Raw genomic sequence first — 22,196 nt, forward strand, 5'->3', positions numbered from 1 at the left:
TAGATACGTTCCTCCAGTTGATATGGCTTCATGAAATCTTCGAGTGCATAGCGCCCCGGCTTGCCCACCTCGCCATCGATCACCACGGTCCAGGGCGACGTCGGAAGGCTCCCGGCGTTTTCCGCCGGATCCCCCTTGTCGGTACCGAACTCATAGAAGTTGTTGTAGTGGGTCGCATCCTTGAACGGGGTGATCGCCTCGCCCTGCACATTCACTGCCTGCCAGCGCACTCCCGGCAGCTTTTCGGTGAACCAGGCAGGCGGCGAGCCCGCCTCGACATCGGCATAGCGGGAGGCCTCGGCTGCGCGCGCCCAAGCCGGCAGCCCGGCGATCGCCAGACCGGCCATGGAGGCACCCAGAAGGGAACGACGGGAAAGGTAAAGCGACTCGGGCGTGACTTCCGACTCGGAAGAGTCGGAAGCCCGGGGGAACTTGATCAGCATGATGACTCCGCAGAACCGCTGGACAGATGCAGCAGTAGACTACGGAGTCCTGAAAATATTGCAGCCCTACTCGACGTTTTTCCGCCGACGCATACGTAACAAATATTGCGCCGGACCAGAGGCCGCATAGGCAAGGAACACCAGCAGGAGGATGCGCGGCGGATCGCTGAAGACAACCGCAAACACCAGCACCACGGCAAGGATGGCCACGAACGGCACACGCCCCTTCAGGTCCAGTTCCTTGAAGCTGTTGTACTTGATGTTGCTGACCATCAGCATGCCCGCGCCGGCTACCAGCAAGGCCACCAGGAACGAGAGCTTGGAACCCTGGATGCCGAAATCGCTGAATGCCCAGACGGTACCCGCCACCACACCTGCCGCAGCCGGGCTGGCCAGGCCGATGAAGTAGCGCTTGTCGGCCTTGCCGACCTGGGTGTTGAAGCGCGCCAGACGCAATGCTGCGCCAGCGACATAGATGAAGGCGACCATCCAGCCGACCTTGCCCATGTCACCCAGTGCCCAGCCAAAGGCCAGCAATGCCGGCGCAACGCCAAAGGCAACCATGTCGGACAGGGAGTCGTACTCGGCACCGAAAGCGCTCTGGGTATTGGTCATGCGCGCAACACGGCCATCCAGGCCATCAAGCACCATGGCCACGAAAATGGCGATGGCGGCGAAGGCGAAGTACTTGCTCGCCTCCTTCGGGTCACCGGCACTCAAGGCGCTCTGGGCGCTCATCGAGTTGATGATGGAATAGAAACCGGCGAACAGGTTCGCGGTAGTGAACAGGTTAGGCAGCAGATAGATGCCGCGGTGACGGACTTTGCGTCCTTCGGCGTCATGTCCTTCTTCGACATGCTCATCGATCGGTAGCAGGCTTTCGGCGTCAGAGGCCTTGTTCGGCTCTTCGGGACGTTCGCTCATTGAGATTACCTTGCAACGGTTTGGAAAGTTTCGACAAAGGTTCGCGGCGAGGGTTCGCCGACAAACGGATGGAAAGCTTATACCAGAAGCTGACCCCCAAAATGAAAAAACGCGGCCGAAGCCGCGTTTTCATTCGCTCGAAACCAATCAGTTCTTGGTTTTGTCGACGATCTTGTTCGCCGAGATCCAAGGCATCATCGAACGCAGTTGCTCGCCGATAATCTCGATGCCGTGGGCAGCGTTGTTGCGGCGCTTGGCGGTCATCGATGGGTAGTTGGTAGCACCTTCGGAGATGAACATCTTCGCGTACTCGCCGTCCTGGATGCGCTTCAGAGCGTTGCGCATGGCCTTGCGGGATTCTTCGTTGATGACTTCCGGACCGGTGACGTACTCACCGTACTCGGCGTTGTTGGAGATCGAGTAGTTCATGTTGGCGATACCGCCTTCGTACATGAGGTCGACGATCAGTTTCAGTTCGTGCAGGCACTCGAAGTAGGCCATTTCCGGCGCGTAGCCAGCTTCGACCAGGGTTTCGAAACCGGCCTTGACCAGCTCGACGGTACCGCCGCACAGAACGGCCTGCTCACCGAACAGGTCGGTTTCGGTCTCGTCCTTGAAGGTGGTTTCGATGATGCCGGTACGGCCGCCACCAACGCCAGCGGCGTAGGACAGGGCGACGTTCTTGGCGTTGCCCGAAGCGTCCTGGTAAACGGCGATCAGGTCAGGGATACCACCGCCCTTGACGAACTCGGAGCGAACGGTGTGGCCTGGAGCCTTCGGCGCGATCATGATCACGTCCAGGTCGGCGCGAGGAACGACCTGGTTGTAGTGGATCGAGAAGCCGTGGGAGAAGGCCAGGGTAGCGCCCTTCTTGATGTTCGGCTCGATTTCGTTCTTGTACAGGGTGCCCTGGAATTCGTCCGGGGTCAGGATCATGACCAGGTCGGCAGCGGCGACGGCGGTAGCGACGTCAGCAACTTTCAGGCCGTGGGCTTCAGCCTTGGCAACGGTAGCCGAACCCTTACGCAGACCGACGGTGACATCCACACCGGAGTCCTTCAGGTTGCACGCCTGGGCGTGACCCTGGGAGCCGTAACCGATGATGGCAACCTTCTTGCCCTGGATGATCGACAGATCGCAGTCTTTATCGTAGAAAACTTTCATGAAATACCCCTGTTATCTCGGCCTTGTTCAGGCCATTCGCTAATTTCGTAGAGTTAGATGCTCAGCACTTTGTCGCCACGGGCAATCCCGGTGACACCGCTACGCACGGTTTCCAGGATGGACGCAGTGCCGATAGCCTGAATGAAGCTGTCGAGCTTGTCGCTGGTGCCGCTCAGCTGCACGGTGTACACACTGGCGCTGACGTCGACGATCTGCCCACGGAAGATATCGGTGGTGCGCTTGATCTCGGCACGCTGGGCGCCAGTGGCCTTCACCTTGACCAGCATCAGTTCGCGCTCGATATGAGCACTTTCCGACAGGTCGACCAGCTTGACCACCTCAACCAGTTTGTTCAGGTTCTTGGTGATCTGCTCGATCACCTCATCATGGCCGACAGTGGTCAGCGTCAGACGCGACAGGGTCGGGTCTTCGGTTGGCGCCACGGTCAGGCTTTCGATGTTGTAGTTGCGTTGCGAGAACAAGCCGACGACGCGGGACAGGGCACCGGGTTCGTTTTCCAACAGCAGGGAAATAATGTGCCGCATATCAGGTCCGCTCCGTCTTGCTCAGCCACATGTCGCGCATCGAACCATCCTTGATCTGCATCGGATAGACGTGCTCGCTGTTATCGACCTGGATATCGATGAACACCAGGCGATCCTTGAGGGCAAAGGCTTCTTCGAGCTTGGGCTTGAGGTCCTTCAGGCTGGTGATGCGGATACCCACATGACCATAGGCCTCGGCCAGCTTGACGAAGTCAGGCAGCGATTCCATGTACGAATGGGAGTGACGGCTGTTGTAGGACATGTCCTGCCACTGGCGAACCATCCCCAGCACACCGTTGTTCAGGTTGACGATCTTCACCGGCAGGTCGTACTGCAGGCAGGTCGACAGCTCCTGGATGTTCATCTGGATGCTGCCTTCGCCGGTAACGCAGGCTACGTCTGCTTCCGGGAAGTTCAGCTTGACGCCCATGGCCGCCGGGAAACCGAAGCCCATGGTGCCCAGGCCGCCGGAGTTGATCCAGCGGTTCGGCTTGTTGAAGCGGTAGTACTGCGCCGCGAACATCTGGTGCTGGCCCACGTCGGAGGTGACGAAAGCATCGCCCTTGGTGACTTCGCACAGGGTCTCGATCACGGTCTGTGGCTTGATGACGCTGCCGTCGCCCTTGTCGTAAGGGAACAGGCCGCGGTCGCCGCGCCACTCTTCGATCTGTTTCCACCATGCATCCATCGCCGCCTTTTCAGGCTTCTCGCCGATCTCGCGAACTGCAGCGAGCATTTCGGTGAGGACGCTTTCCACCGGTCCAACGATAGGTACGTCGGCCTTGATCATCTTGGAGATCGAAGCCGGGTCGATATCGATGTGGATGATCTTGGCACTCGGGCAGAACTTGGCCGGGCCATTGACCACGCGGTCGTCGAAGCGTGCGCCGACAGCCAGGATCACGTCGGCATGGTGCATCGCCACGTTGGCGGTGTAGCTGCCGTGCATGCCGAGCATGCCGAGGAACTGGCGGTCGGTGCCAGGATAGCCACCGAGGCCCATCAGGGTGTTGGTAACCGGGACGTTCAGCAGTTGCGCCAGCTCGGTCAGCGCCTCGGAGCCGCCGCCAAGGATCACGCCGCCACCGGCGTAGATGATCGGGCGCTTGGCAGCGATGATCATCTCGGCAGCCTTGCGGATCTGGCCGGAGTGACCACGCACGGCAGGGCTGTAGGAACGCAGCTTGACCTTCTTCGGATAGACGTACTCGAACTTTTCAGCCGGGTTGGTCATGTCCTTCGGAATGTCCACGACCACAGGGCCGGGACGGCCGGATTGGGCCAGGTAGAAGGCTTTTTTCAGGACTTCGGGGATTTCCGAGGCGTGCTTGATCATGAAGCTGTGCTTCACGATCGGCCGGGAAATACCGATCATGTCGGTTTCCTGGAAGGCATCGGTACCGACCATGGTGCTGGGCACCTGGCCGGACAGGATGACCATCGGGATGGAGTCCATGTAGGCGGTGGCAATGCCGGTGATGGCATTGGTAGCGCCAGGGCCGGAAGTTACCAGTACCACGCCGGCCTTGCCGGTGGCACGGGCATAGCCGTCCGCCATATGGGTAGCAGCCTGCTCGTGGCGAACCAGGATGTGGTTCACTTCCGGTTCCTTGAACAGGGCATCGTAAACATGAAGGAGAGCACCGCCAGGGTACCCATAGATGTGCTTAACGCCTTCGTCACGCAAGAAGCGGACGACCATTTCAGCGCCGGATAAAAGCTCCACGTTGTTCACCTCTAAAACGCCAGAATACCGTTCGCTCCGGAACGGGTCTTAATAGGTTTACTGCCAAGCAGAGCATGAGCGACGAAAATGCCACTACGTCAGCACTGACTGAGCAAGTATTGGGAGCGCCCCAAAGTGTTGCGGGGTCTTCCCACCCAGCGCGAGGTAACGCGTTGCGGGGTGTAACAGGTCGGCGCGGGTGTGCGCCTCATGATCTGCTTAGCGGGTCTGCTTCTGGCAGTCCCCCTACAGCGGACTTCGGATTGTTGTGATTCGAACTGCGCAAGTCAAGTGACTTAGCGGTTTAAATTCCGCCGCAGCGCCTTTGCCAGCCGGGCGGAAACGTTTGCCCGGCCTTGCCTGCAACGAAACGGGGCCGCAAAAGCGGCCCCGGACGATAACGGCAGGCAAATCAGGCAGATGGATTGATCAATTGGTCAAACTCGGCCAATAGCTTGCGCAATTGACGGCTTTCTTCCGGACGGTCCACATAGACCGTCTCGGCCATGACCAGGATCCCCGACGCGTTAGGCAGCGGTAGCCCCCGCTCGAGGATCTCCTTCATGCGCGGCAGGAAGATCCACTGCAGCCACTGATCGAACGCCATGGTGTCGACCGCGAACGGCACGGTGCTGGACAGTGCTTCGACGCTGGGGGACTCATCGCTCCACCAGCCCTGCAGATGCAGTTCACGTTCGATCAACAGCAGATGGTCGGCGATATCGAGAATGCGCGGATCCATCACTGCGGCGCCTGGGCTTTCTGCCGGGCCAGGGCGGCACCCGCAGCGTCACCCTGCTTGTCGCGAGCCTGGGCGATGATGTTCCACAGCCCGGCCTGCAGGTCGGGACGACCGTTCGCATAGGTCATTGCACGACGCGCCAGTTGCTCGGACTGGGCGGCATCCCCCTGGGCCAGGCGCACCTGGGCCAGTCGATAAAGCACCTGGGGTTCACGCGGCGCGATGCGCTGGGCACGCTCCAGGCTGGACGAGGCACCGTTGTAGTCGCCACTGCCCTGCTGTTGCTGGGCAGTGGTCAGCAGCGCGAGCACCGGACCGTCCAACTGCTCGTCGGCCGACAGGCCACCCGAACTGGTATTGGCCCGCGGAATACCGGTCGGCGCCGACGGCATCGTATAGGTGCTGGTACTTCCTTGCGGAGTGTACGGCTGCGAAGTCGACGGCCCCGGGACGATCGGCCCGGTGCTGATTCCGGCCGGCGCGGTGGACGCCGGGAAGGTCTGGATAGGCGCCGCGCCGCTGCCTTGCGGGATCATCACGGTCACGCCGCTGTCCTGCGGCACCGACTGGGCCTGGCTGGTACCGCTGCGCACAGGCGCGGTGTTGCCGCGGTTGGCCTGGACACGCTCGCTATTGGATACCCGGGTACCGGAATCCACCACCGGGATCGAACCACGCTGCACGGTGGCGCAGCCGTTTAGCAAGGCCAGCGCCGTCAGGGCTGGAAACCACCATTTTTTCACGTCAGGTCCTCTTGGCTCTCGCCGATCAATTCATCCAGCCCTTGACCCAGTCCATGACTGACTCGGCCGGGTTCTGTTCACCGCCACAGGCCGCACCTGCAGCCGGCTCGCTTCCGCGAATATAAGGCATCTGCACCGCGCCAGGGCAGCTCGCATCGGAGCCCTGGCCGGTATGCGGATCGACCCAGGCCTGCACCACGTTGTCCGGCTGCGGCATGTCCAGCGGCAGCGGGTCGGCTTTGCGCATGAAGCTGGTCCACACCTGCAGGGCACCGGTGGCACCGGTGAACGGCGTCTTGCCGTTGTCGTCACGACCGAGCCAGACAACCGCCAGCAGGTCCTGGCTGAAACCAGCGAACCAACTGTCCCGCGAGTCGTTACTGGTACCCGTCTTGCCCGCCAGGTTCAGCGACGCCGGCAGCACACTGTAGACCGAGCGCCCGGTACCTTCGCGCATCACCCGCTGCATGGCGTTCTGCACCAGATAGATGGAGCCCGGATCGAAACGCTGCTGGATCTGGAACGGATAACGCTTGAGCGGCTCGCCTTCGGCGGTCAGCACGCTGCGGATACCGCGCATCGGTGTATTGAAGCCACCGTTGGCCAGGGTCTGGTACATGGTCGCCACCTGCATCGGTGACATTCCGCCAGCGCCCAGGAGCATGGACGGGAAGGCCGGCCAGTCGACCTCGACACCCAGGCGCCCGATGGTTTTGAGCACATTCGGCACACCCAGTTCCAGGCCCAGCTTGGCCGTGGACAGGTTGTAGGAATTTGCCAGCCCCTGGTACAGGTAGATGGTGCCATGGGCGCGGCGGTCGTAGTTCTGCGGTTTCCACACCTGGCCATCGGCGCCCTTGACCGAGAAAGGCTCATCCTGGACCCAGCTTGTCAGGGTGTACTGGCTGGGTTTCTCCAGCGCCGTCAGGTAGACCGCCGGCTTGACCAGGGAGCCGATCGGGCGCACTGCGTCGATAGCCCGGTTGAAGCCGGCGAAACCGGCCTGCCGGCTGCCGATCAGGGCCTGCACTTCACCGGTTTCAGGGTTGGTCACGACCATCGCCGCTTCCACCTCATCGGCACCCTTGCGACCCGCGAGACGCTTGAAGGTATCGGCCATGGACGACTCGGCCTTCATCTGCAGGATCGGGTCGAAACTGGTGAAAATGCGCAGGCCTTCTTCGGTAAGGTCTTCGTCGCGATAGTCCTGGCGCAGCTGGCGCTTGACCAGATCGAGGAAGCCGGGGAACGAGCTGTCCGCCAGGCTGCCGCGCTTGGTCACGCCCAGCGGCATTTTCTTCGCGGCCTCCACCGCTTCTGGCGTTGCCACGCCCTGCTCCGCCAGCAGATCGAGGACAAGGTTGCGCCGCTGCAGGGCACGCTCGGGATAACGGCGCGGATTGTAGTAGGACGGCCCCTTGACCATACCCACCAGCAAAGCCACCTGGTGCAGCTTCAGCTCCGACAGCGGCTGGCTGAAGAAGAACTGGCTGGCCAGTCCGAAGCCATGCACGGCACGCTGGCCATCCTGGCCGACGAAGACCTCGTTGAGGTAGGCCTCGAGGATTTCCTGCTTGTCGTAGTGCATTTCCAGCAGCACCGCCATCATGGCTTCGGTGAGCTTGCGGCTGAGGCTGCGTTCGTTGGTCAGGAAGAAGTTCTTGACCAACTGCTGGGTCAGGGTACTGCCGCCCTGGCGCATGGCCCCGGAAGACGTATTGACCCAGACGGCCCGGGCAATGGACTTGGGCGACACACCGAAGTGGTGATAGAAGTCGCGGTCTTCAACGGCCACCAGGGTTTCCAGCAGGTACGGCGGCACCTGGTCCAGCTTGATCAGGATGCGGTCTTCGAGATTCTTCGGATACAGGCCCCCGATCAGCAACGGTTCCAGGCGCACCACTGCCAGCTTGGCGTCGTTGGCCGCACTGAGGCCGGCCACGTAGTCGCCGGAGAAACGCACGCGGACCTTCTGTGCCGGCTCCATGCCCTCATAGAACTGGAAGCCGCGGGTGTTCAGGTCGACGGTATTGCCGTTCACCGCTGCCGCGCCCGGGCCGTTGGCCACGCTTTCACGGCGATAGCCAAGGGCGTCGAGTTCAACCAGGAAATCGTCCCTGCTCAGCTTCTGGCCAACGAAAAGCTCCAGCGGCCGCGCGTAGACCTTGGCCGGAATGGTCCAGCGCTTGCCGGAGAATTTCTCCTGGACGACGGCATCGAGATAGACGGCGAAGCCGGCCAGCACCACAAGACCGACCAGGCTGAGCTTGATGACCCAGCCGAGCCAGGCGCGGGAGCGGCTGGACGCTTGTTTTTTGGGGGTACGGGAAGATCGGGTACGTGTCATGGGCGCGGATTATACGCACTTTATCGTTCATCGACAGACGCCCCCCGGCGGTTTCCAGACGGCATGCTTGCCGCCATAATGGCCGATTAGAATCCCATTTTCCCCGGAAGGATCGCCCGTGAGCCAAGCCTTGATCGCAGCCCTGCAGAACCCAGCCCTGTACCCGCATCCAGTGAAGGATTTCCGGGTTATCGAGACGCATATTTCCTGGGTCGTGCTCACTGGCGATTACGCCTACAAGATCAAGAAGCCGATGAATTTCGGCTTTCTCGATTTCACCGAGCTGTCCAGTCGCGAGCACTTCTGCAACGAAGAACTGCGCCTCAACAAGCGCCTGACCGATGGCCTGTACCTGGATGTCCTGCCCATCACCGGCAGCGCCGAGGCTCCGCAGCTCGGCGGCGAAGGCGAAGCGATCGAGTTCGCCCTGAAGATGCGCCAGTTTCCCCAGGAGCAGATGCTCAGCACCCTCCAGGCCAACGGCGAGCTGACTGCCGCGCATATCGACCAGATGGCCAGGCAGATTGCCGAATTCCACCTCCAGGCCCCGCGCGTTGCCGTCGAACACCCGCTGGGCACACCGGAAAGCGTGATGGCGCCGGTGGAACAGAACTTCGAACAGATCCGCCCGTTCCTCAGCGACAAGGCTGACCTGCAACAGCTCGATGCACTGCAGGCCTGGGCCCGCAGCAATTTCGACCGCCTGCACCCGCTGCTGGAAGCGCGCAAGGCACAAGGGTTCATCCGTGAGTGCCACGGCGATATCCACCTGGGCAACGCAACCGTCATCGACGGCAAGGTGGTGATCTTCGATTGCATCGAATTCAACGAGCCATTCCGCCTGACCGACGTCTACGCCGACACGGCCTTCCTGGCAATGGACCTCGAAGACCGTGGCCTGAAGTGCCTGGCGCGGCGCTTCATCAGCCAGTACCTGGAATTGACCGGCGATTACGCAGGCCTGGAACTGCTCAACTTCTACAAGGCCTACCGCGCCCTGGTCCGGGCCAAGGTCGCCCTGTTCAGCATGCCGGCAGATGCCGACGGCGTGCAGCGTGCCACGACCCTGCGTCAGTACCGCAACTACGCCAACCTGGCCGAAAGCTACAGCGCCATTCCTTCGCGGTTGCTGGCCATCACCCACGGCGTTTCCGCAGTCGGCAAAAGCCATGTGGCCATGCGCCTGGTCGAAGCGCTCGGTGCCATCCGCCTGCGCTCGGACGTGGAGCGCAAGCGCATGTTCGGAGAGCAGGCCGGCGAGGCGACTGGCGAACTGCAAGCCGGCATCTATAGCAGCGACGCCAGCCAGGCCACGTATGAGCGCCTGCACCAACTGGCTGCGATGATCCTGCGCGCCGGCTTCCCGGTGGTGATCGATGCCACGTACCTGAAGCAGCCGCAGCGCGCTGCCGCAGCCGACGTCGCCAGCGAGACCGGGGTGCCCTTCCTTATCCTCGACTGCAACGCCCCGGATGCGGTGATCGCCAGCTGGCTGGCGCAGCGCCAGGCGGACCGGACCGACCCTTCCGACGCGACCCTGGAAGTCATCGCCGCACAGCAGGTCAGCCGCGACCCACTGAATGCCGAAGAGCAACTGCACAGCAAGCGCGTGGAAACCAACGAAAGCGACAGCCTCGACAAGCTCATCGAGCAGATCCGTCAGCGCCTGCCCGGCTTGTAATCCTGCATAGGCGTGAAGCAGTCCACACTTCACGCCTCTGCTCCGGGGCTTTCCGGAGAGCGTGACACTATAATGCCAGTATCCGGCCACCTCCTTCGGCTGATCACGAGGCGCTCATCATGAATCAACCACGGCTACTGGACAGTTCGCTGTTTGCATTGATTCGCAACGAGGACATCACGGGTTTCAACCGCGAAAAACCCAAGGACGCCAGCATCGATTTCCGCGGGGGTGACTTCCGCGGGCTTGACCTGCGTGACCTCGACACCAGCGGCATCGATTTCCGCGACGCCTACTTCCGCGCTGCCGACCTGCGCGGCCTTGACTTGCGGGATGTTCCCCTCGAAGGCGCCAGCCTGGCCCACGCGCAGATCTCGGGCACCTATTTCCCGGCTGATCTGAGCGCCGACGAGATCCTCATGTCGGTGAAGTACGGTACCCGCATGCGTTATCGTCCGCGCTAGGCTCTGTTCGGAAAGCCTTGGGCCCTCCTCGACGCCCGACCTGGGCGACATTCCCAACGGCACTGGCAAATAGCCGCGTTATTGCCAAGTGCCGCTACACTGCTGAGTGATATTCCGCGACTTCCTCCACCAGACCCGTTCAGCCGGCGCAAGGAGGCTTGATGAACGATGAACTCCAGCACCTGAAGAATCTTGGCAAGACCTCGGCACAGTGGCTGCACGCGGTAGGTATCCACAGCGCATCCGACCTGCGTCGCCTTGGCGCGGTGGATGCCTATCGGGCGGTACGCACACGGGGCTTCCGGGCATCGAAGGTGCTGCTTTACGCCATTGAAGGCGCGTTGCTGGATGTGCACTGGAACGATATTCCCGCAGAACGCAAGGAGGCGCTGAATCAGCAATTGGATGCGACCAGCCTGCGGAAAAAAAACTGAGTTTTTTCGGATTGGTCCGTTGACATAGAAATGAGAATCGTTATGATTACCGCAACTGGTCGCGAGACTGGTTGGATAAACTGAAAGCCCCTGGTTCGGACTCTCAGATTATCTCCTCATCAGGCTAATCACGGTTATTGACCCGGCACTTTGCCGGGTCTTTTTTTGCCTGCTCGATCGTGAACTCAGCGCAGATCGGCGCAGTAGTCCTTCTTCGACAGAGCCGCCGTGTACCAGACGAAATCGGCCATCTGCGGGCTCACGTCCTCGCCCACCTGCGCCAGCATCAGCACCAGCGTACCCTGCTCCGCACCGAGATCAGCCAGGTGCAGCGGCACACCGACATCCTTGCGCACATGGTAGCCACCGGCCAGGAGCAGGCTCGGTGCGGGGGCAGCAAGCAGACGTTCGGCCATGCGCCGGTCACGCTGCTGTTGCACCGCAACCATGGACGGCAACTGGCTTTCCGGGAGCATGCCGCAGTGACCGTCGCGCACTTCCTCCATCAGCGCATCACGCACCGCCGCAGTGGTAGAGCGCGGGCCACCGAGGTCTGGCGGATTGCGATAGATCGCCGCCATTTCCCCGCGGTCGAGATTGGCCGCCAGAACCGGGTAGCCCTGGGCAAAGGCTTCACGAACGATCGGCGCGTAGAACGTCCAGTCCCAGCCCTGGCGCCAGTCGATGGCCTTGGCCAGGTCGCTCGGCAAAGGCTGTTGCTGACGGACCAGGTCGACCTTGACCTGCTGCGCCGGCTCGAGCATTTCCAGCAACAGGCTGCCTTGCGCCCGTCGCTGGTTCAGCGCCTGCAACAGCCAACGTTGCAAGGCATGATGATCGGGGTTGTCGTGCTGCTCACCGACCAGGACCCGCGGTACCCCCGCCAGGCGCTGGAGTAATTGCTCCGGGGTCAACGCCTTGCCACTGGCCGTCTCTCGAATCACCCCCAGTTCCGCATGCCCGCGCCCCTCGGGGCTTTGCCAGGCCGGAAGCGGCGGCAACGCAGGCGACGCAGGCATGGACTGACATCCCGCCAGCCCTCCGGCCAACAATACAACCACGCCAAGCACGCGGGACAGGGACATGGACGACTCCTATCGGGCAATGATGAGCGGATGCCCCCGCTCGGGATGAGGCTGCACCAGCACGTCGAGACCGAACACGGCCTTCAGCGCGTCCGGCTGCAGCACCACCTGGGGTGTGTCGAGGGCACGGGGCCGACCGTTCTGCAGGAGCAGGATGCGATCACAATAGCGTGCAGCCAGGTTCAGGTCATGAAGGATAACCAGTACCGCCCCGCCGCGATCGGCGAAACCGCGCACGGCTTGAAGCGTCGTGTGCTGGTGCAGGGGATCGAGCGCAGAGGTCGGCTCATCGAGCAACAGGGTTCGCCCCTGTTCACCAGGCCAAAGCTGCGCCAGTACACGGGCCAGATGCACGCGCTGGCGTTCGCCACCGGACAGCGCCAGGTAGCTGCGTTCGGCAAGATGCAACGCGTCCGCGGCCTGCAGCGCCTCGATCACGATCTCCCGATCACGGGCCTGCCCCGTACGATGGGGCAGACGGCCCATCCCCACCACCTCCTCGACGCGAAACGCAAAGCCCAGGCTGGAGACCTGCGGCAACACCGCCAGGCACCGGGCCCTCTCCGGCCCCGGCCAGTCGGCCAGCGGGCGCTCATGCAGAAGGACCCGGCCACGATGAGGCGCCAGCTCACCGCACAGGGCACCCAGCAAGGTGCTCTTTCCCGCGCCATTTGGCCCAAGCACACCCAGCACCTGCCCCGGTGTCACATCGAGGGTGATGCCGTCGAGGACGCTCGTGTGCCCGCGAATGACCTGCAGATCCCGGACCTGAAGCATCAGGCGCGCCCTCGCAGCAGCAGATACAAAAAGAATGGTGCTCCGATGAAGGCGGTAACGATACCGATCGGCAACTCGGCCGGCGCCAGCACCAGGCGTGCGGCCAGATCGGCGAACAGCAGCAGCGAGGCACCCGCCAGCAGCGAGGCCGGCAGCAGGACCCGGTGGTCAGGCCCGGCCAGCAAGCGGATCAGATGGGGCACAACAAGGCCGATGAAGCCGATCAGGCCGGCCGCCGCCACCGCCGCGCCAACGCCCAGGGCAGTACAGAAGACCAGTTCGCGCTTGAGCTTTTCTACCTCGAAGCCCAGGTGGCGCGCCTCGGACTCGCCCAGCAGCATGGCATTGAGCGCCTCGGCGCGGCGCGGCAGCCACAGCGCCACGCCGGCCGCCACCAGCACCAGCGGCCACAGGCGCTGGTAACTGGCGCCGTTGAGGCTGCCCAGGTTCCAGAAGGTCAGGGTGCGCAGGGTGGCATCGTCGGCCAGATAGGTGAACAGGCCCACCGCAGAGCTGGCCAGGGCAGTCAGGGCAATACCGGCGAGCAGCATGGTGGCAACGCTGGTCTGGCCGTCCTTGCGGCCGAGGCGGTAGACCAGCGCGGTTACACCCAACCCGCCGAGGAAGGCGCAGAGTGACAACAGATAGGGCGCAAAGGCTTCCGGGATGCCGCCCACCCAGGCACTGCCAACGATGGCAATCGCCGCTCCCAGCGCCGCGCCACTGGACACCCCGACCAGCCCCGGGTCCGCCAGCGGATTGCGAAACAACCCCTGCATCGCCACTCCGGCGAGCGCCAGCACTGCACCCACCGCTAGCCCGAGCAGGGTACGCGGAAGACGGATCTGCCCAAGGATCAGTTCCGCCTGTTCCAGGCCCGCGCCGTTCACGGGCAGGCCGAGCAGGCGCAGGCCGGCCCGCAGGGTGTCCATCATTGGCAGGCTGACCGGCCCGAGGGCCAGCGACAACCAGACTGCCAGCAGACACGCCAGGCCCAGTACGACAAACAGCGTGCGCGGCGTTACCAGTCGGATCATCGCGCGAGCTCGGCCCTGGCCGACGGATAGAAGGCCTGGGCCAGCGCCTGCAGGCTGGCCGGCAGACGCGGCCCGAGGCCTCCGACCAGCAGCGTCGGGTCAAGAGCGATCAAGCGCTTCATGCGCACCGCACGCGACGATGCCAGGGCCGGGTTTTCCTTGATAAGCGCCTCTAGCGCAGCATCACCGCTCAACGCGCGGTCGGCGAACACCACCACCTGGGGATTCAGCGCGGCCAGGGTCTCGGTAGAGAAGTTCTTGTAGCCGTCGTTGGTCGCCAGGTTGCGTCCTCCGGCCTGCTCGATCAGCCAGTCGCCCGCAGTTCCCCTGCCGGCGATCATCGGCCTGGCGCCCGCATGGCCGACCAGCAGGATGACCCCCGGGGCATCTTCGGCAGCCCGGGCCGCGCTGATCTTCACCTGCAATGCAGCGAGCTGCCGGCGGTAATCGACGAAACGCTGTTCGGCCTGCTCAGGCTTGCCCAGCAACCGCCCCAGGTGCTTGAGATTGTCATGCACGGCATCCAGGTCGGCCTCGCTGGAAAACAGCTCGACCTGCACGCCGGCGCTGCGGATCTGCGCGAGCACCGGGGCGGGCCCATTTCGGCGGTGCCTGCCAGCAAGTCGGGACGCAGGCTCAAAACGCCCTCGGCTGAAAGCTGGCGTTGATAACCGATGCTCGGCAGCGCCTTCAAGGATTCAGGGTGCTGGCTGGTGGTATCGACCCCGACCAGGCGGGACTGCGCGCCGAGCTCGACAATCCACTCACTCAGCGCACCACCGGCGCTGACCCAGCGTTGCGGCGGTTCCCCGGCTTGCACCGGGTTGAACACAAGCCCGAGGCAAAGGGCGACCAGGCTGGCATATCGGCGCATAAGGCAGCTTCCTGTTGATGAGGTTGGGAGTGGGATCACGGACAGGGTATAAAGACGCCCGACGCGGCCCGAGCCGGTAATTTGATAATTATTTGCATTTAGGCGTCAAGCCGACCGAATCCGTCACGGAGTTTCCCATGCACCTTCTATGTAGCGGCGTCGAACTGAGCGAAGGCCAGAGCCGTGGCTTCAACCATGAAGGCGTCGAGCTGCTGGGTGTTCGCCGCCACGGTCAGGTTTATCTATACCGCAATCGCTGCCCTCACCGTGGTATTGCGCTGAACTGGCAGCCGGACGGGTTCCTCGACAGCAGCGCCAGCCTGATCGCCTGCGCCCATCATGGCGCCCTGTTCCTGATCGAAAGCGGCGAATGCGTTGCCGGCCCCTGCGCCGGCGATGCCCTGGAAGCCCTGGACTGCCACGAGGACAACCAGGGCATCTGGCTCAGGGATTGAGCAGTACCGGCAAGGGCCGGTCGATGCGCACCTGGCGGTTGTCCAGCGTGACACCGTAGGCCAGCACCTCGACGCCATCGAGCACGGCCGCGCGCAAGGCGATGGCGTAGCCGGGGTCGATTTCCTCCGCCGGGCGTACCGCATCGACACCGGCCAGGTTCACGCAGTAAAGCTGCACGGCCCTCACGCCCTGACGAGCCAGCGCCGCCAGTTCGCGCAGGTGTTTGGCACCGCGCTGGGTCACAGCGTCAGGAAAGGCCGCGATGGTCGAGCCATCGAAGCCTAGGGTCACGCTTTTAACCTCGACGTAAGCCAATCCGGTGTCGTAGGTCAATTGGAAGTCGATACGGCTCTTTTCTTCGCCATAGGGCACCTCGCGGCGCAGGGCGGTGAAGCCGGCCAGCTCGCTGATCACTCCGGCGCGCAGCGCTTCCTCGACAATGGCGTTGGCCCGCCCGGTATTCACACAAGCCAGGCGGCCCTGGGGTGTCTCGCTGATTTCCCAGGTGCCCGGCAACTTGCGCTTGGGATCGCCGGAGCGGCTGAACCAGACCTGGCCACCCTCCTTCATGCAATTGAGCATCGACCCGGTATTCGGACAATGGATGGTCATCTGCTCGCCGCTGGGCAATTCGATATCAGCGAGAAAGCGCTTGTAGCGTTTGAGCAGTCGCGCCTGCTCGAGCAACGGGGAAAACTCCATCAGCCTTGCCAGTTCCGCAAGCCCCGGGCAATCCGCTCCACCGCCTCGTGCAAGCGCGGCAGGCTCTGGGTATAGGCGAAACGCACATGGTGGCTGGCCTGATGGCGACCGAAGTCGATACCCGGGGTAAAGGCGATATGCTCGGTTTCGAGGAAGTGCCGGCAGAAAGCGAATGCATCGCCGCCGAACTTGCTGATATCGGCGTAAAGATAGAAAGCGCCCTGCGGCTCCACGGTGATGCCGAAGCCCAGCTCCCGCAGCGCCGGCAGGAGGAAATCACGACGGCGGGCAAATTCGGCGCGGCGCTCTTCGAGGATTTCGATGGTGCGCGGTTCGAAGCAGGCCAGAGCGGCATGCTGGGCCATGCTGGGTGCACTGATGTAGAGGTTCTGCGCCAGCTTCTCCAGCTCCGGAATCGCCGCAGGCGGCGCCACCAGCCAACCGAGACGCCAGCCGGTCATGCCGAAATATTTTGAGAAACTATTCAGGATGAAAGCCTGGTCGTCGACCTCCAGCGCGCTCGGAGCATCCATGCCGTAGGTCAGGCCGTGATAGATCTCGTCCACCACCAGATGACCATTGTGCGCACGGGTAGCGCGGGACAGGCCGGCCAGCGCTTCGCGGTCGAGCACGGTACCGGTCGGGTTGGCCGGCGAGGCCACCAGGGCGCCAACCGTATCGTGGTCCCAGTAACGCTCCACCAGGTCGGCATTGAGCTGGTAGTTCACCTCTGGACCTACTGGCACCAGTTGCGCACCGCCCTCGACCAAGCGCAGGAAATGACGGTTGCACGGATACCCAGGATCGGCCAGCAGCCAATGCTTGCCCGGATCCACCAGCAGGCTGCTGGCCAGCAGCAGCGCGCCGGAGCCACCAGGGGTGATGAGAATCCGCTGCGGATCGATGTTCAGCCCATAGCGCTGCCCGTAGAACCCGGCGATCGCTTCGCGCAGTGCCGGCAGCCCGCGCGCGGCGGTGTAACGGGTGTGGCCGGCAGCCAGCGCCGCCTGCCCGGCTTCGACGATGGGCGCAGCGGTGGTGAAGTCCGGCTCGCCGATCTCCAGGTGGATGACGTCGTTGCCGGCGGCCTGCAATTCATTGGCCCGTGCCAGCAGGGCCATCACGTGAAAGGGTTCGATGGCGCGACTGCGCGCACTGTAGGGCTGAGCCATTGGCCTTCTCTCAATCGGGACTAGACTGATGATTCTAACCGCGCGCCGCGGTGAACGTATGGATAAACCCCGCTGTCCTACCGGAGATAACCGGGAGTAGCGCACCCCGATCCTATCTGGTAAGTTCGGCGGCTCGCAGTCGCAGGGCCGGCGGTCGCCGGATATGGAAACATGCCTGCGCATTGGATCAGATGAGTGAGAGGCGGTCTATTCATGTCCACCGTAGAAAAGCAAAAAGCCGGTCATTCCATGTACGGTGTCGATGCCTATGTGGAGACCAAGGGTGAGGAGTACATGGGTGAAGCCATGAAGGCTCACTTCACCAAACTGCTCGGCGCCTGGAAAGGGGAACTGATGCAGAGCGTGGACCGCACCGTGGACCACATGAAGGACGAAGCCGCCAACTTCCCCGACCCGGCCGACCGTGCCAGCCAGGAAGAAGAATTCGCCCTGGAGCTGCGTAACCGCGACCGCGAGCGCAAGCTGATCAAGAAAATCGACAAGACCCTGCAGAAAATCCAGGACGGTGACTACGGCTGGTGTGAGAAGTGCGGCATCGAAATCGGCCTGCGCCGCCTGGAAGCCCGCCCCACCGCAGACCTGTGCTTCGATTGCAAGGAACTCGACGAGAAGAAGGAAAAGCAGGTCGGCAAAGGCTGATCCTGACTCCTGCAGACGGGGCGCATCATGCGCCCCGTTTCATTTATACAGCCCGCACCGATCATGACCGACTCCCGCTATATCGGGCGCTTCGCCCCCACTCCCAGTGGTTTCCTGCATTTGGGCTCGCTGGTCGCGGCCCTCGCCTCCTGGCTCGATGCCCGGGCCGTCGGCGGCCAGTGGCTGTTGCGCATGGAAGATATCGACCCGCCGCGCGAGGCACCCGGCGCGCAAAAAGCGATTCTCGACACCCTGGAAAGCTACGGCCTGGAATGGGATGGCGAGGTGGTCTACCAGCACGACCGCCACGGCGCCTACGCCGAAGTGATCGATCGCCTGTTCCGCCAGGGCCTGGCCTACGCCTGTACCTGCTCGCGCAAGCAGCTGGAAGGTTATAACGGCATCTATCCGGGGCTATGCCGCAATCTCGGACACGCTCAGGAAGATGCAGCGATTCGTATCCGCGTACCGGAACTGACCTACAGCTTCAACGACCGTGTACAAGGACACTTTCAGCAACATCTGGGCAAGGAAGTGGGTGACTTCGTCATCCGCCGCCGCGATGGTCTCTATGCTTATCAATTGGCGGTGGTCCTGGACGATGCCTGGCAGGGCGTAACCGATATCGTTCGCGGTGCCGACCTGCTGGACAACACACCGCGCCAGCTTTATCTCCAGGAGTTGCTGGGGCTGTCACAACCACGCTACCTGCACGTCCCGCTTATCGTCCAGCCAGACGGGCACAAGCTGGGCAAGTCCTACCGTTCGGCACCACTGCCGGCGGAACAGGCCGCACCACTGATCCTGCGAGCCTTGCGCGCATTGGGCCAGCCTACCGACGCCGCCATGGCCGCAGCCCGCCCCGCCGAGGTACTGGCGCACGCCGCCCGGCACTGGAATGCACAAGCGATTCCGCGCAGCCTGGCCCTCGCCGAGGCGGAACTGCACTGAGTGCTTGCCGGAGATCGAAAAGGCCAATAGATTCAAAACCTTGGGTATTGTCCGCCGGCCCGTTTGCAGGCGCCGGCCCTTCCGTTACCATCAGCCGCGTTTTGCGCCAATAATAAATCCACTTCGCAGCGCGCAATTCCTACGAGGCCAGCATGTACATCTATCGTTTGGTCCTGCTTCTGGTCGTGGGGATCTACCTGTTCTCCCCGGCCATCATGGACTGGTGGATCGAGCCGACCGGTGCCTGGTATCGCCCTTACCTGCTCTGGCTGATCCTGATCGTCGTGACCTTTATCCTGCAGAGCCAACGTGATGCCGATGAGCTTTAGCCTGACCCAGATGATCCTGATCAGCGCCGCCTACCTGCTGGTGCTGTTCGGCGTGGCCTGGATCAGCGAACGCGGCATGATCCCCCGGGCGATCATCCGTCATCCACTGACCTACACCCTGTCACTTGGTGTCTACGCAAGCGCCTGGGCCTTCTATGGCACGGTCGGCCTGGCCTACCAATACGGCTATGGTTTCCTTGCCTGCTACCTCGGCGTGTCCGGCGCCTTCCTGCTCGCGCCGGTGCTGCTCTACCCGATCCTCAAGATCACCCGCACCTACCAGCTCTCGTCCCTGGCCGACCTGATCGCCTTCCGCTTCCGCAGCACCTGGGCAGGTGCGCTGACCACGGTGTTCATGCTGATCGGTGTCCTGCCGTTGCTGGCCCTGCAGATCCAGGCGGTGGCCGACTCCATCAGCATCCTTACCGGCGAACCGGTCAAGAGCCGGGTGGCCCTGGCCTTTTGCGCGATGATCACGCTGTTCACCATCTTCTTCGGCTCGCGGCACATCGCGACCCGCGAGAAGCACGAGGGGCTGGTCTTCGCCATAGCCTTCGAATCCGTGGTCAAGCTCCTGGCGCTTGGCGGGATTGGTCTGTATGCGCTGTACGGCGTGTTCGGCGGCCCGCATCAGCTGGAGGTCTGGCTACTGCAGAACCAGACCGCCCTCGCCGCCCTGCACACGCCATTGCAAGAGGGCCCCTGGCGCACACTGCTGCTGGTGTTCTTCGCTTCGGCCATCGTGATGCCGCACATGTATCACATGGCCTTTACCGAAAATCTCAACCCGCGCTCGCTGGTCAGCGCCAGTTGGGGCCTGCCGCTGTTCCTGCTGCTGATGAGCCTGGCGGTGCCGCTGATCCTCTGGGCCGGCCTCAAGCTGGGCGCCAGCACCAATCCGGAGTTCTTCACCCTTGGCCTGGGTATCGCCGCCAACAGCCAGGCCCTGGCCCTGCTGGCCTATATAGGCGGGCTATCGGCTGCCAGCGGATTGATCATCGTGACCACGCTGGCGCTTTCGGGAATGGCCTTGAACCACCTGGTGCTGCCCCTCTACCAGCCGCCCGCCGAAGGCAATATCTATCGCTGGCTGAAATGGACCCGGCGCGCCCTGATCGTCGCCATCATCGCGGCCGGCTTCGGTTTCTACCTGTTGCTCGGGGCGCAACAGGACCTCGCCAACCTCGGCATCGTTGCCTTCGTTGCCACCCTGCAGTTCCTGCCAGGCGTGCTCTCGGTGCTGTATTGGCCGACCGCCAACCGGCGCGGCTTCATCGCCGGGCTGCTGGCCGGTATCACGGTATGGATGGTGACCATGCTGCTGCCGCTGGTCGGCAACCTGCAGGGCTTCTACATCCCGTTGCTGAACATGATCTACGTGCTCGACGACACCAGTTGGCACATGGCCGCAATCGCCTCGCTGGCCGCCAACGTATTGCTGTTCACCCTGATCTCCCTGTTCACCAACGCCAGCTCCGAAGAGGTCGGCGCTGCCGAAGCCTGTGCGGTGGATAACGTCCGACGCCCGCAACGGCGCGAGCTGCACGCCGCTTCGCCGCAGGAGTTCGCCACGCAACTGGCCAAGCCACTGGGAGCCAAGGCCGCGCAAAAGGAGGTCGAGCAGGCGCTGCGCGACCTCTACCTGCCCTTCGATGAACGCCGCCCTTACGCGCTGCGCCGCCTGCGCGACCGCATCGAGGCCAACCTGTCGGGCCTGATGGGGCCGAGCGTGGCCCAGGACATGGTGGAAACCTTCCTGCCCTACAAGTCCGGCAGCGAAAACTACGTGACCGAGGACATCCATTTCATCGAAAGCCGCCTTGAGGACTATCACTCGCGCCTGACCGGCCTGGCCGCCGAACTCGATGCCCTGCGCCGCTATCACCGGCAGACCCTGCAGGAACTGCCGATGGGCGTCTGCTCCCTGGCCAAGGACCAGGAGATCCTCATGTGGAACAGGGCCATGGAGGAGCTGACCGGGATTCCCGCCAAGCGCGTGGTCGGTTCGCGCCTGAGCACCATCGTCGAGCCATGGCGGGGGCTGCTGCTGGGCTTCATCAACGTGCCCGACGAGCACCTGCACAAGCAACGCCTGGCGCTGGATGGCCAGACCCGCTGGCTGAACCTGCACAAGGCGGCCATCGACGAACCCTTGGCCCCGGCAATAGCGGCCTGGTACTGCTGGTGGAAGACCTCACCGAAACCCAGATGCTCGAAGACAAGCTGGTGCACTCCGAACGCCTGGCCAGCATCGGTCGCCTGGCGGCCGGGGTAGCCCACGAGATCGGCAATCCGGTGACCGGCATCGCCTGCCTGGCGCAGAACCTGCGTGAAGAGCGCGAGGAAGACGGGGAAATCACCGAGCTGAGCAGCCAGATCCTCGAACAGACCAAGCGCATCTCGCGCATCGTCCAGTCGCTGATGAGCTTCGCCCATGCCGGCAGCCACCAGCACAGCGACGAGCCGGTGTGCCTGGCCGAAGTGGCACAGGACGCCATTGGTCTGCTGGCACTGAACCGGCGCAACTTCGAGGTACAGTTCTTCAACCTGTGCGACCCGGAGCACTGGGTCGAAGGCGACCCCCAGCGCCTCGCCCAAGTACTGATCAATCTGCTCTCCAACGCCCGCGACGCCTCGCCCGCCGGAGCGGCGGTGCGCGTGCGCAGCGAGGCCAGCGAACATACCGTGGACCTGATCGTCGAGGACGAAGGCAGCGGCATTCCGAAAAACATCATGGACCGCCTGTTCGAACCCTTCTTCACCACCAAGGATCCGGGCGAAGGAACCGGGCTGGGGCTCGCTCTGGTCTATTCCATCGTGGAAGAGCATTATGGACAGATCACCATCGACAGCCCGGCCGATACCAAGAGCCAACGTGGCACGCGCATCCGTGTGACCTTGCCACGACATGTCGAAGCGACGTCCGCTGTGAACTGAGAC

At 62.9% G+C, this 22,196-nt stretch carries 20 protein-coding genes and 2 pseudogenes (1 of these 22 running past the window's edge); 8 read left to right on the forward strand and 14 right to left on the reverse strand.

Features of this window, described 5'->3' with window-relative positions; translation table 11 throughout:
• From msrP to mrcB, 8 genes are all read right to left on the reverse strand, one after another.
• Positions 1–443, reverse strand: the beginning of a protein-coding gene (msrP, locus tag CSV86_RS29855; protein ID WP_009398819.1) for a protein-methionine-sulfoxide reductase catalytic subunit MsrP. The gene continues 571 nt to the left of window position 1, outside the view; only the first 443 of its 1,014 coding nucleotides appear in the window; it begins with the start codon at positions 441–443; its stop codon lies off the left edge, out of view.
• Positions 444–509: 66 nt separating this feature from the next.
• Positions 510–1,367, reverse strand: coding sequence for a CDP-diacylglycerol--serine O-phosphatidyltransferase (gene pssA, locus CSV86_RS29860; protein WP_009398818.1), 858 nt, complete (start codon positions 1,365–1,367; stop codon positions 510–512).
• A 147-nt stretch (positions 1,368–1,514) separates the two neighbouring features.
• A complete protein-coding gene (gene ilvC, locus CSV86_RS29865) occupies positions 1,515–2,531 on the reverse strand; it encodes a ketol-acid reductoisomerase (protein WP_009398817.1) in 1,017 nt (338 codons plus the stop codon).
• Between the two features lie 53 nt (positions 2,532–2,584).
• Positions 2,585–3,076 carry an acetolactate synthase small subunit gene (ilvN, locus tag CSV86_RS29870; RefSeq protein ID WP_008096911.1) on the reverse strand — a complete coding sequence of 164 codons (492 nt, stop codon included), beginning with the start codon at positions 3,074–3,076 and terminating at the stop codon, positions 2,585–2,587.
• A 1-nt stretch (position 3,077) separates the two neighbouring features.
• The gene (locus CSV86_RS29875) at positions 3,078–4,802 is read right to left on the reverse strand and encodes an acetolactate synthase 3 large subunit (RefSeq protein ID WP_009398816.1); all 1,725 of its coding nucleotides are present in this window, start codon (positions 4,800–4,802) and stop codon (positions 3,078–3,080) included.
• Between the two features lie 412 nt (positions 4,803–5,214).
• The gene (locus CSV86_RS29880; RefSeq protein ID WP_009398815.1) at positions 5,215–5,544 is read right to left on the reverse strand and encodes a YqcC family protein; all 330 of its coding nucleotides are present in this window, start codon (positions 5,542–5,544) and stop codon (positions 5,215–5,217) included.
• Positions 5,544–6,287 (reverse strand): tetratricopeptide repeat protein, encoded by a 744-nt coding sequence (locus CSV86_RS29885; RefSeq protein ID WP_009398813.1) that lies wholly within the window; start codon positions 6,285–6,287, stop codon positions 5,544–5,546. Before CSV86_RS29885 ends, CSV86_RS29880 begins: the two co-directional genes overlap by 1 nt.
• Before the next feature lie 25 nt (positions 6,288–6,312).
• Positions 6,313–8,634 (reverse strand): penicillin-binding protein 1B, encoded by a 2,322-nt coding sequence (mrcB, locus tag CSV86_RS29890; RefSeq protein ID WP_009398810.1) that lies wholly within the window; start codon positions 8,632–8,634, stop codon positions 6,313–6,315.
• 118 nt (positions 8,635–8,752) lie between these two features.
• On the opposite strand from mrcB, the gene CSV86_RS29895 reads away from it, so the two are divergent.
• The 3 genes from CSV86_RS29895 (at position 8,753) to CSV86_RS29905 (ending at position 11,213) form a co-directional block, all read left to right on the forward strand.
• Complete coding sequence (locus tag CSV86_RS29895; protein WP_009398809.1) at positions 8,753–10,315, forward strand: bifunctional aminoglycoside phosphotransferase/ATP-binding protein; 1,563 nt, start codon at positions 8,753–8,755, stop codon at positions 10,313–10,315.
• Between the two features lie 119 nt (positions 10,316–10,434).
• Entirely contained in the window at positions 10,435–10,779 is a 345-nt protein-coding gene (locus CSV86_RS29900; RefSeq protein WP_009398806.1) for a pentapeptide repeat-containing protein, read from the forward strand.
• A gap of 161 nt (positions 10,780–10,940) precedes the next feature.
• Positions 10,941–11,213: a TfoX/Sxy family protein gene (locus CSV86_RS29905; RefSeq protein WP_009398805.1), complete on the forward strand. Its 273-nt coding sequence runs from the start codon at positions 10,941–10,943 to the stop codon at positions 11,211–11,213.
• Between the two features lie 185 nt (positions 11,214–11,398).
• Here CSV86_RS29905 and CSV86_RS29910 read toward each other — a convergent pair whose 3' ends face one another.
• The 4 genes and pseudogenes from CSV86_RS29910 to CSV86_RS29925 form a co-directional block, all read right to left on the reverse strand.
• Positions 11,399–12,298, reverse strand: coding sequence for a ChaN family lipoprotein (locus CSV86_RS29910; protein ID WP_051032695.1), 900 nt, complete (start codon positions 12,296–12,298; stop codon positions 11,399–11,401).
• Positions 12,299–12,307: 9 nt separating this feature from the next.
• Positions 12,308–13,075 (reverse strand): heme ABC transporter ATP-binding protein, encoded by a 768-nt coding sequence (locus CSV86_RS29915; protein WP_009398801.1) that lies wholly within the window; start codon positions 13,073–13,075, stop codon positions 12,308–12,310.
• Positions 13,075–14,058, reverse strand: coding sequence for a FecCD family ABC transporter permease (locus CSV86_RS29920; protein ID WP_170395333.1), 984 nt, complete (start codon positions 14,056–14,058; stop codon positions 13,075–13,077). Before CSV86_RS29920 ends, CSV86_RS29915 begins: the two co-directional genes overlap by 1 nt.
• A 50-nt stretch (positions 14,059–14,108) precedes the next feature.
• Positions 14,109–14,986, reverse strand: a pseudogene (locus CSV86_RS29925) (heme/hemin ABC transporter substrate-binding protein).
• A 137-nt stretch (positions 14,987–15,123) separates the two neighbouring features.
• Between CSV86_RS29925 and CSV86_RS29930 the strand changes: the two are divergent.
• Positions 15,124–15,441 carry a Rieske (2Fe-2S) protein gene (locus tag CSV86_RS29930; protein WP_037061568.1) on the forward strand — a complete coding sequence of 106 codons (318 nt, stop codon included), beginning with the start codon at positions 15,124–15,126 and terminating at the stop codon, positions 15,439–15,441.
• Here CSV86_RS29930 and sfsA read toward each other — a convergent pair.
• Both sfsA and CSV86_RS29940 read right to left on the reverse strand, forming a co-directional pair.
• Entirely contained in the window at positions 15,431–16,144 is a 714-nt protein-coding gene (gene sfsA / locus CSV86_RS29935; RefSeq protein ID WP_009403766.1) for a DNA/RNA nuclease SfsA, read from the reverse strand. The two genes, CSV86_RS29930 and sfsA, sit on opposite strands and share 11 nt — an antisense overlap.
• Entirely contained in the window at positions 16,144–17,316 is a 1,173-nt protein-coding gene (locus CSV86_RS29940; RefSeq protein ID WP_009403764.1) for a pyridoxal phosphate-dependent aminotransferase, read from the reverse strand. Before CSV86_RS29940 ends, sfsA begins: the two co-directional genes overlap by 1 nt.
• Before the next feature lie 213 nt (positions 17,317–17,529).
• On the opposite strand from CSV86_RS29940, the gene dksA reads away from it, so the two are divergent.
• The 4 genes and pseudogenes from dksA (at position 17,530) to CSV86_RS29960 (ending at position 22,193) form a co-directional block, all read left to right on the forward strand.
• Positions 17,530–17,976: an RNA polymerase-binding protein DksA gene (dksA, locus tag CSV86_RS29945; RefSeq protein WP_009403762.1), complete on the forward strand. Its 447-nt coding sequence runs from the start codon at positions 17,530–17,532 to the stop codon at positions 17,974–17,976.
• 63 nt (positions 17,977–18,039) lie between these two features.
• Positions 18,040–18,927, forward strand: coding sequence for a tRNA glutamyl-Q(34) synthetase GluQRS (gene gluQRS, locus CSV86_RS29950; protein WP_009403760.1), 888 nt, complete (start codon positions 18,040–18,042; stop codon positions 18,925–18,927).
• A gap of 152 nt (positions 18,928–19,079) precedes the next feature.
• Positions 19,080–19,256: a hypothetical protein gene (locus CSV86_RS29955; protein WP_003250005.1), complete on the forward strand. Its 177-nt coding sequence runs from the start codon at positions 19,080–19,082 to the stop codon at positions 19,254–19,256.
• A pseudogene (locus CSV86_RS29960) lies at positions 19,240–22,193 on the forward strand (sensor histidine kinase). The gene CSV86_RS29955 and the pseudogene CSV86_RS29960 overlap by 17 nt, the downstream one beginning before the upstream one ends.
• Positions 22,194–22,196 lie beyond the last annotated feature (3 nt).

Origin of the sequence: Pseudomonas bharatica CSV86, from assembly GCF_000319305.2 — a bacterium.
GTDB classification, from domain to species: Bacteria; Pseudomonadota; Gammaproteobacteria; order Pseudomonadales; family Pseudomonadaceae; genus Aquipseudomonas; species Aquipseudomonas bharatica.

Coding starts and splice junctions, on each gene's coding strand:
- sfsA (WP_009403766.1), bottom strand. CDS start 16,144: ATGGAGTTTTCCCCGTTGCTCGAGCAGGCGCGACTGCTCAAACGCTAC.
- CSV86_RS29955 (WP_003250005.1), top strand. CDS start 19,080: ATGTACATCTATCGTTTGGTCCTGCTTCTGGTCGTGGGGATCTACCTG.
- CSV86_RS29880 (WP_009398815.1), bottom strand. CDS start 5,544: ATGGATCCGCGCATTCTCGATATCGCCGACCATCTGCTGTTGATCGAA.
- CSV86_RS29905 (WP_009398805.1), top strand. CDS start 10,941: ATGAACGATGAACTCCAGCACCTGAAGAATCTTGGCAAGACCTCGGCA.
- CSV86_RS29940 (WP_009403764.1), bottom strand. CDS start 17,316: ATGGCTCAGCCCTACAGTGCGCGCAGTCGCGCCATCGAACCCTTTCAC.
- ilvC (WP_009398817.1), bottom strand. CDS start 2,531: ATGAAAGTTTTCTACGATAAAGACTGCGATCTGTCGATCATCCAGGGC.
- CSV86_RS29930 (WP_037061568.1), top strand. CDS start 15,124: ATGCACCTTCTATGTAGCGGCGTCGAACTGAGCGAAGGCCAGAGCCGT.
- CSV86_RS29900 (WP_009398806.1), top strand. CDS start 10,435: ATGAATCAACCACGGCTACTGGACAGTTCGCTGTTTGCATTGATTCGC.
- ilvN (WP_008096911.1), bottom strand. CDS start 3,076: ATGCGGCACATTATTTCCCTGCTGTTGGAAAACGAACCCGGTGCCCTG.
- pssA (WP_009398818.1), bottom strand. CDS start 1,367: ATGAGCGAACGTCCCGAAGAGCCGAACAAGGCCTCTGACGCCGAAAGC.
- mrcB (WP_009398810.1), bottom strand. CDS start 8,634: ATGACACGTACCCGATCTTCCCGTACCCCCAAAAAACAAGCGTCCAGC.
- CSV86_RS29915 (WP_009398801.1), bottom strand. CDS start 13,075: ATGCTTCAGGTCCGGGATCTGCAGGTCATTCGCGGGCACACGAGCGTC.
- dksA (WP_009403762.1), top strand. CDS start 17,530: ATGTCCACCGTAGAAAAGCAAAAAGCCGGTCATTCCATGTACGGTGTC.
- CSV86_RS29910 (WP_051032695.1), bottom strand. CDS start 12,298: ATGTCCCTGTCCCGCGTGCTTGGCGTGGTTGTATTGTTGGCCGGAGGG.
- gluQRS (WP_009403760.1), top strand. CDS start 18,040: ATGACCGACTCCCGCTATATCGGGCGCTTCGCCCCCACTCCCAGTGGT.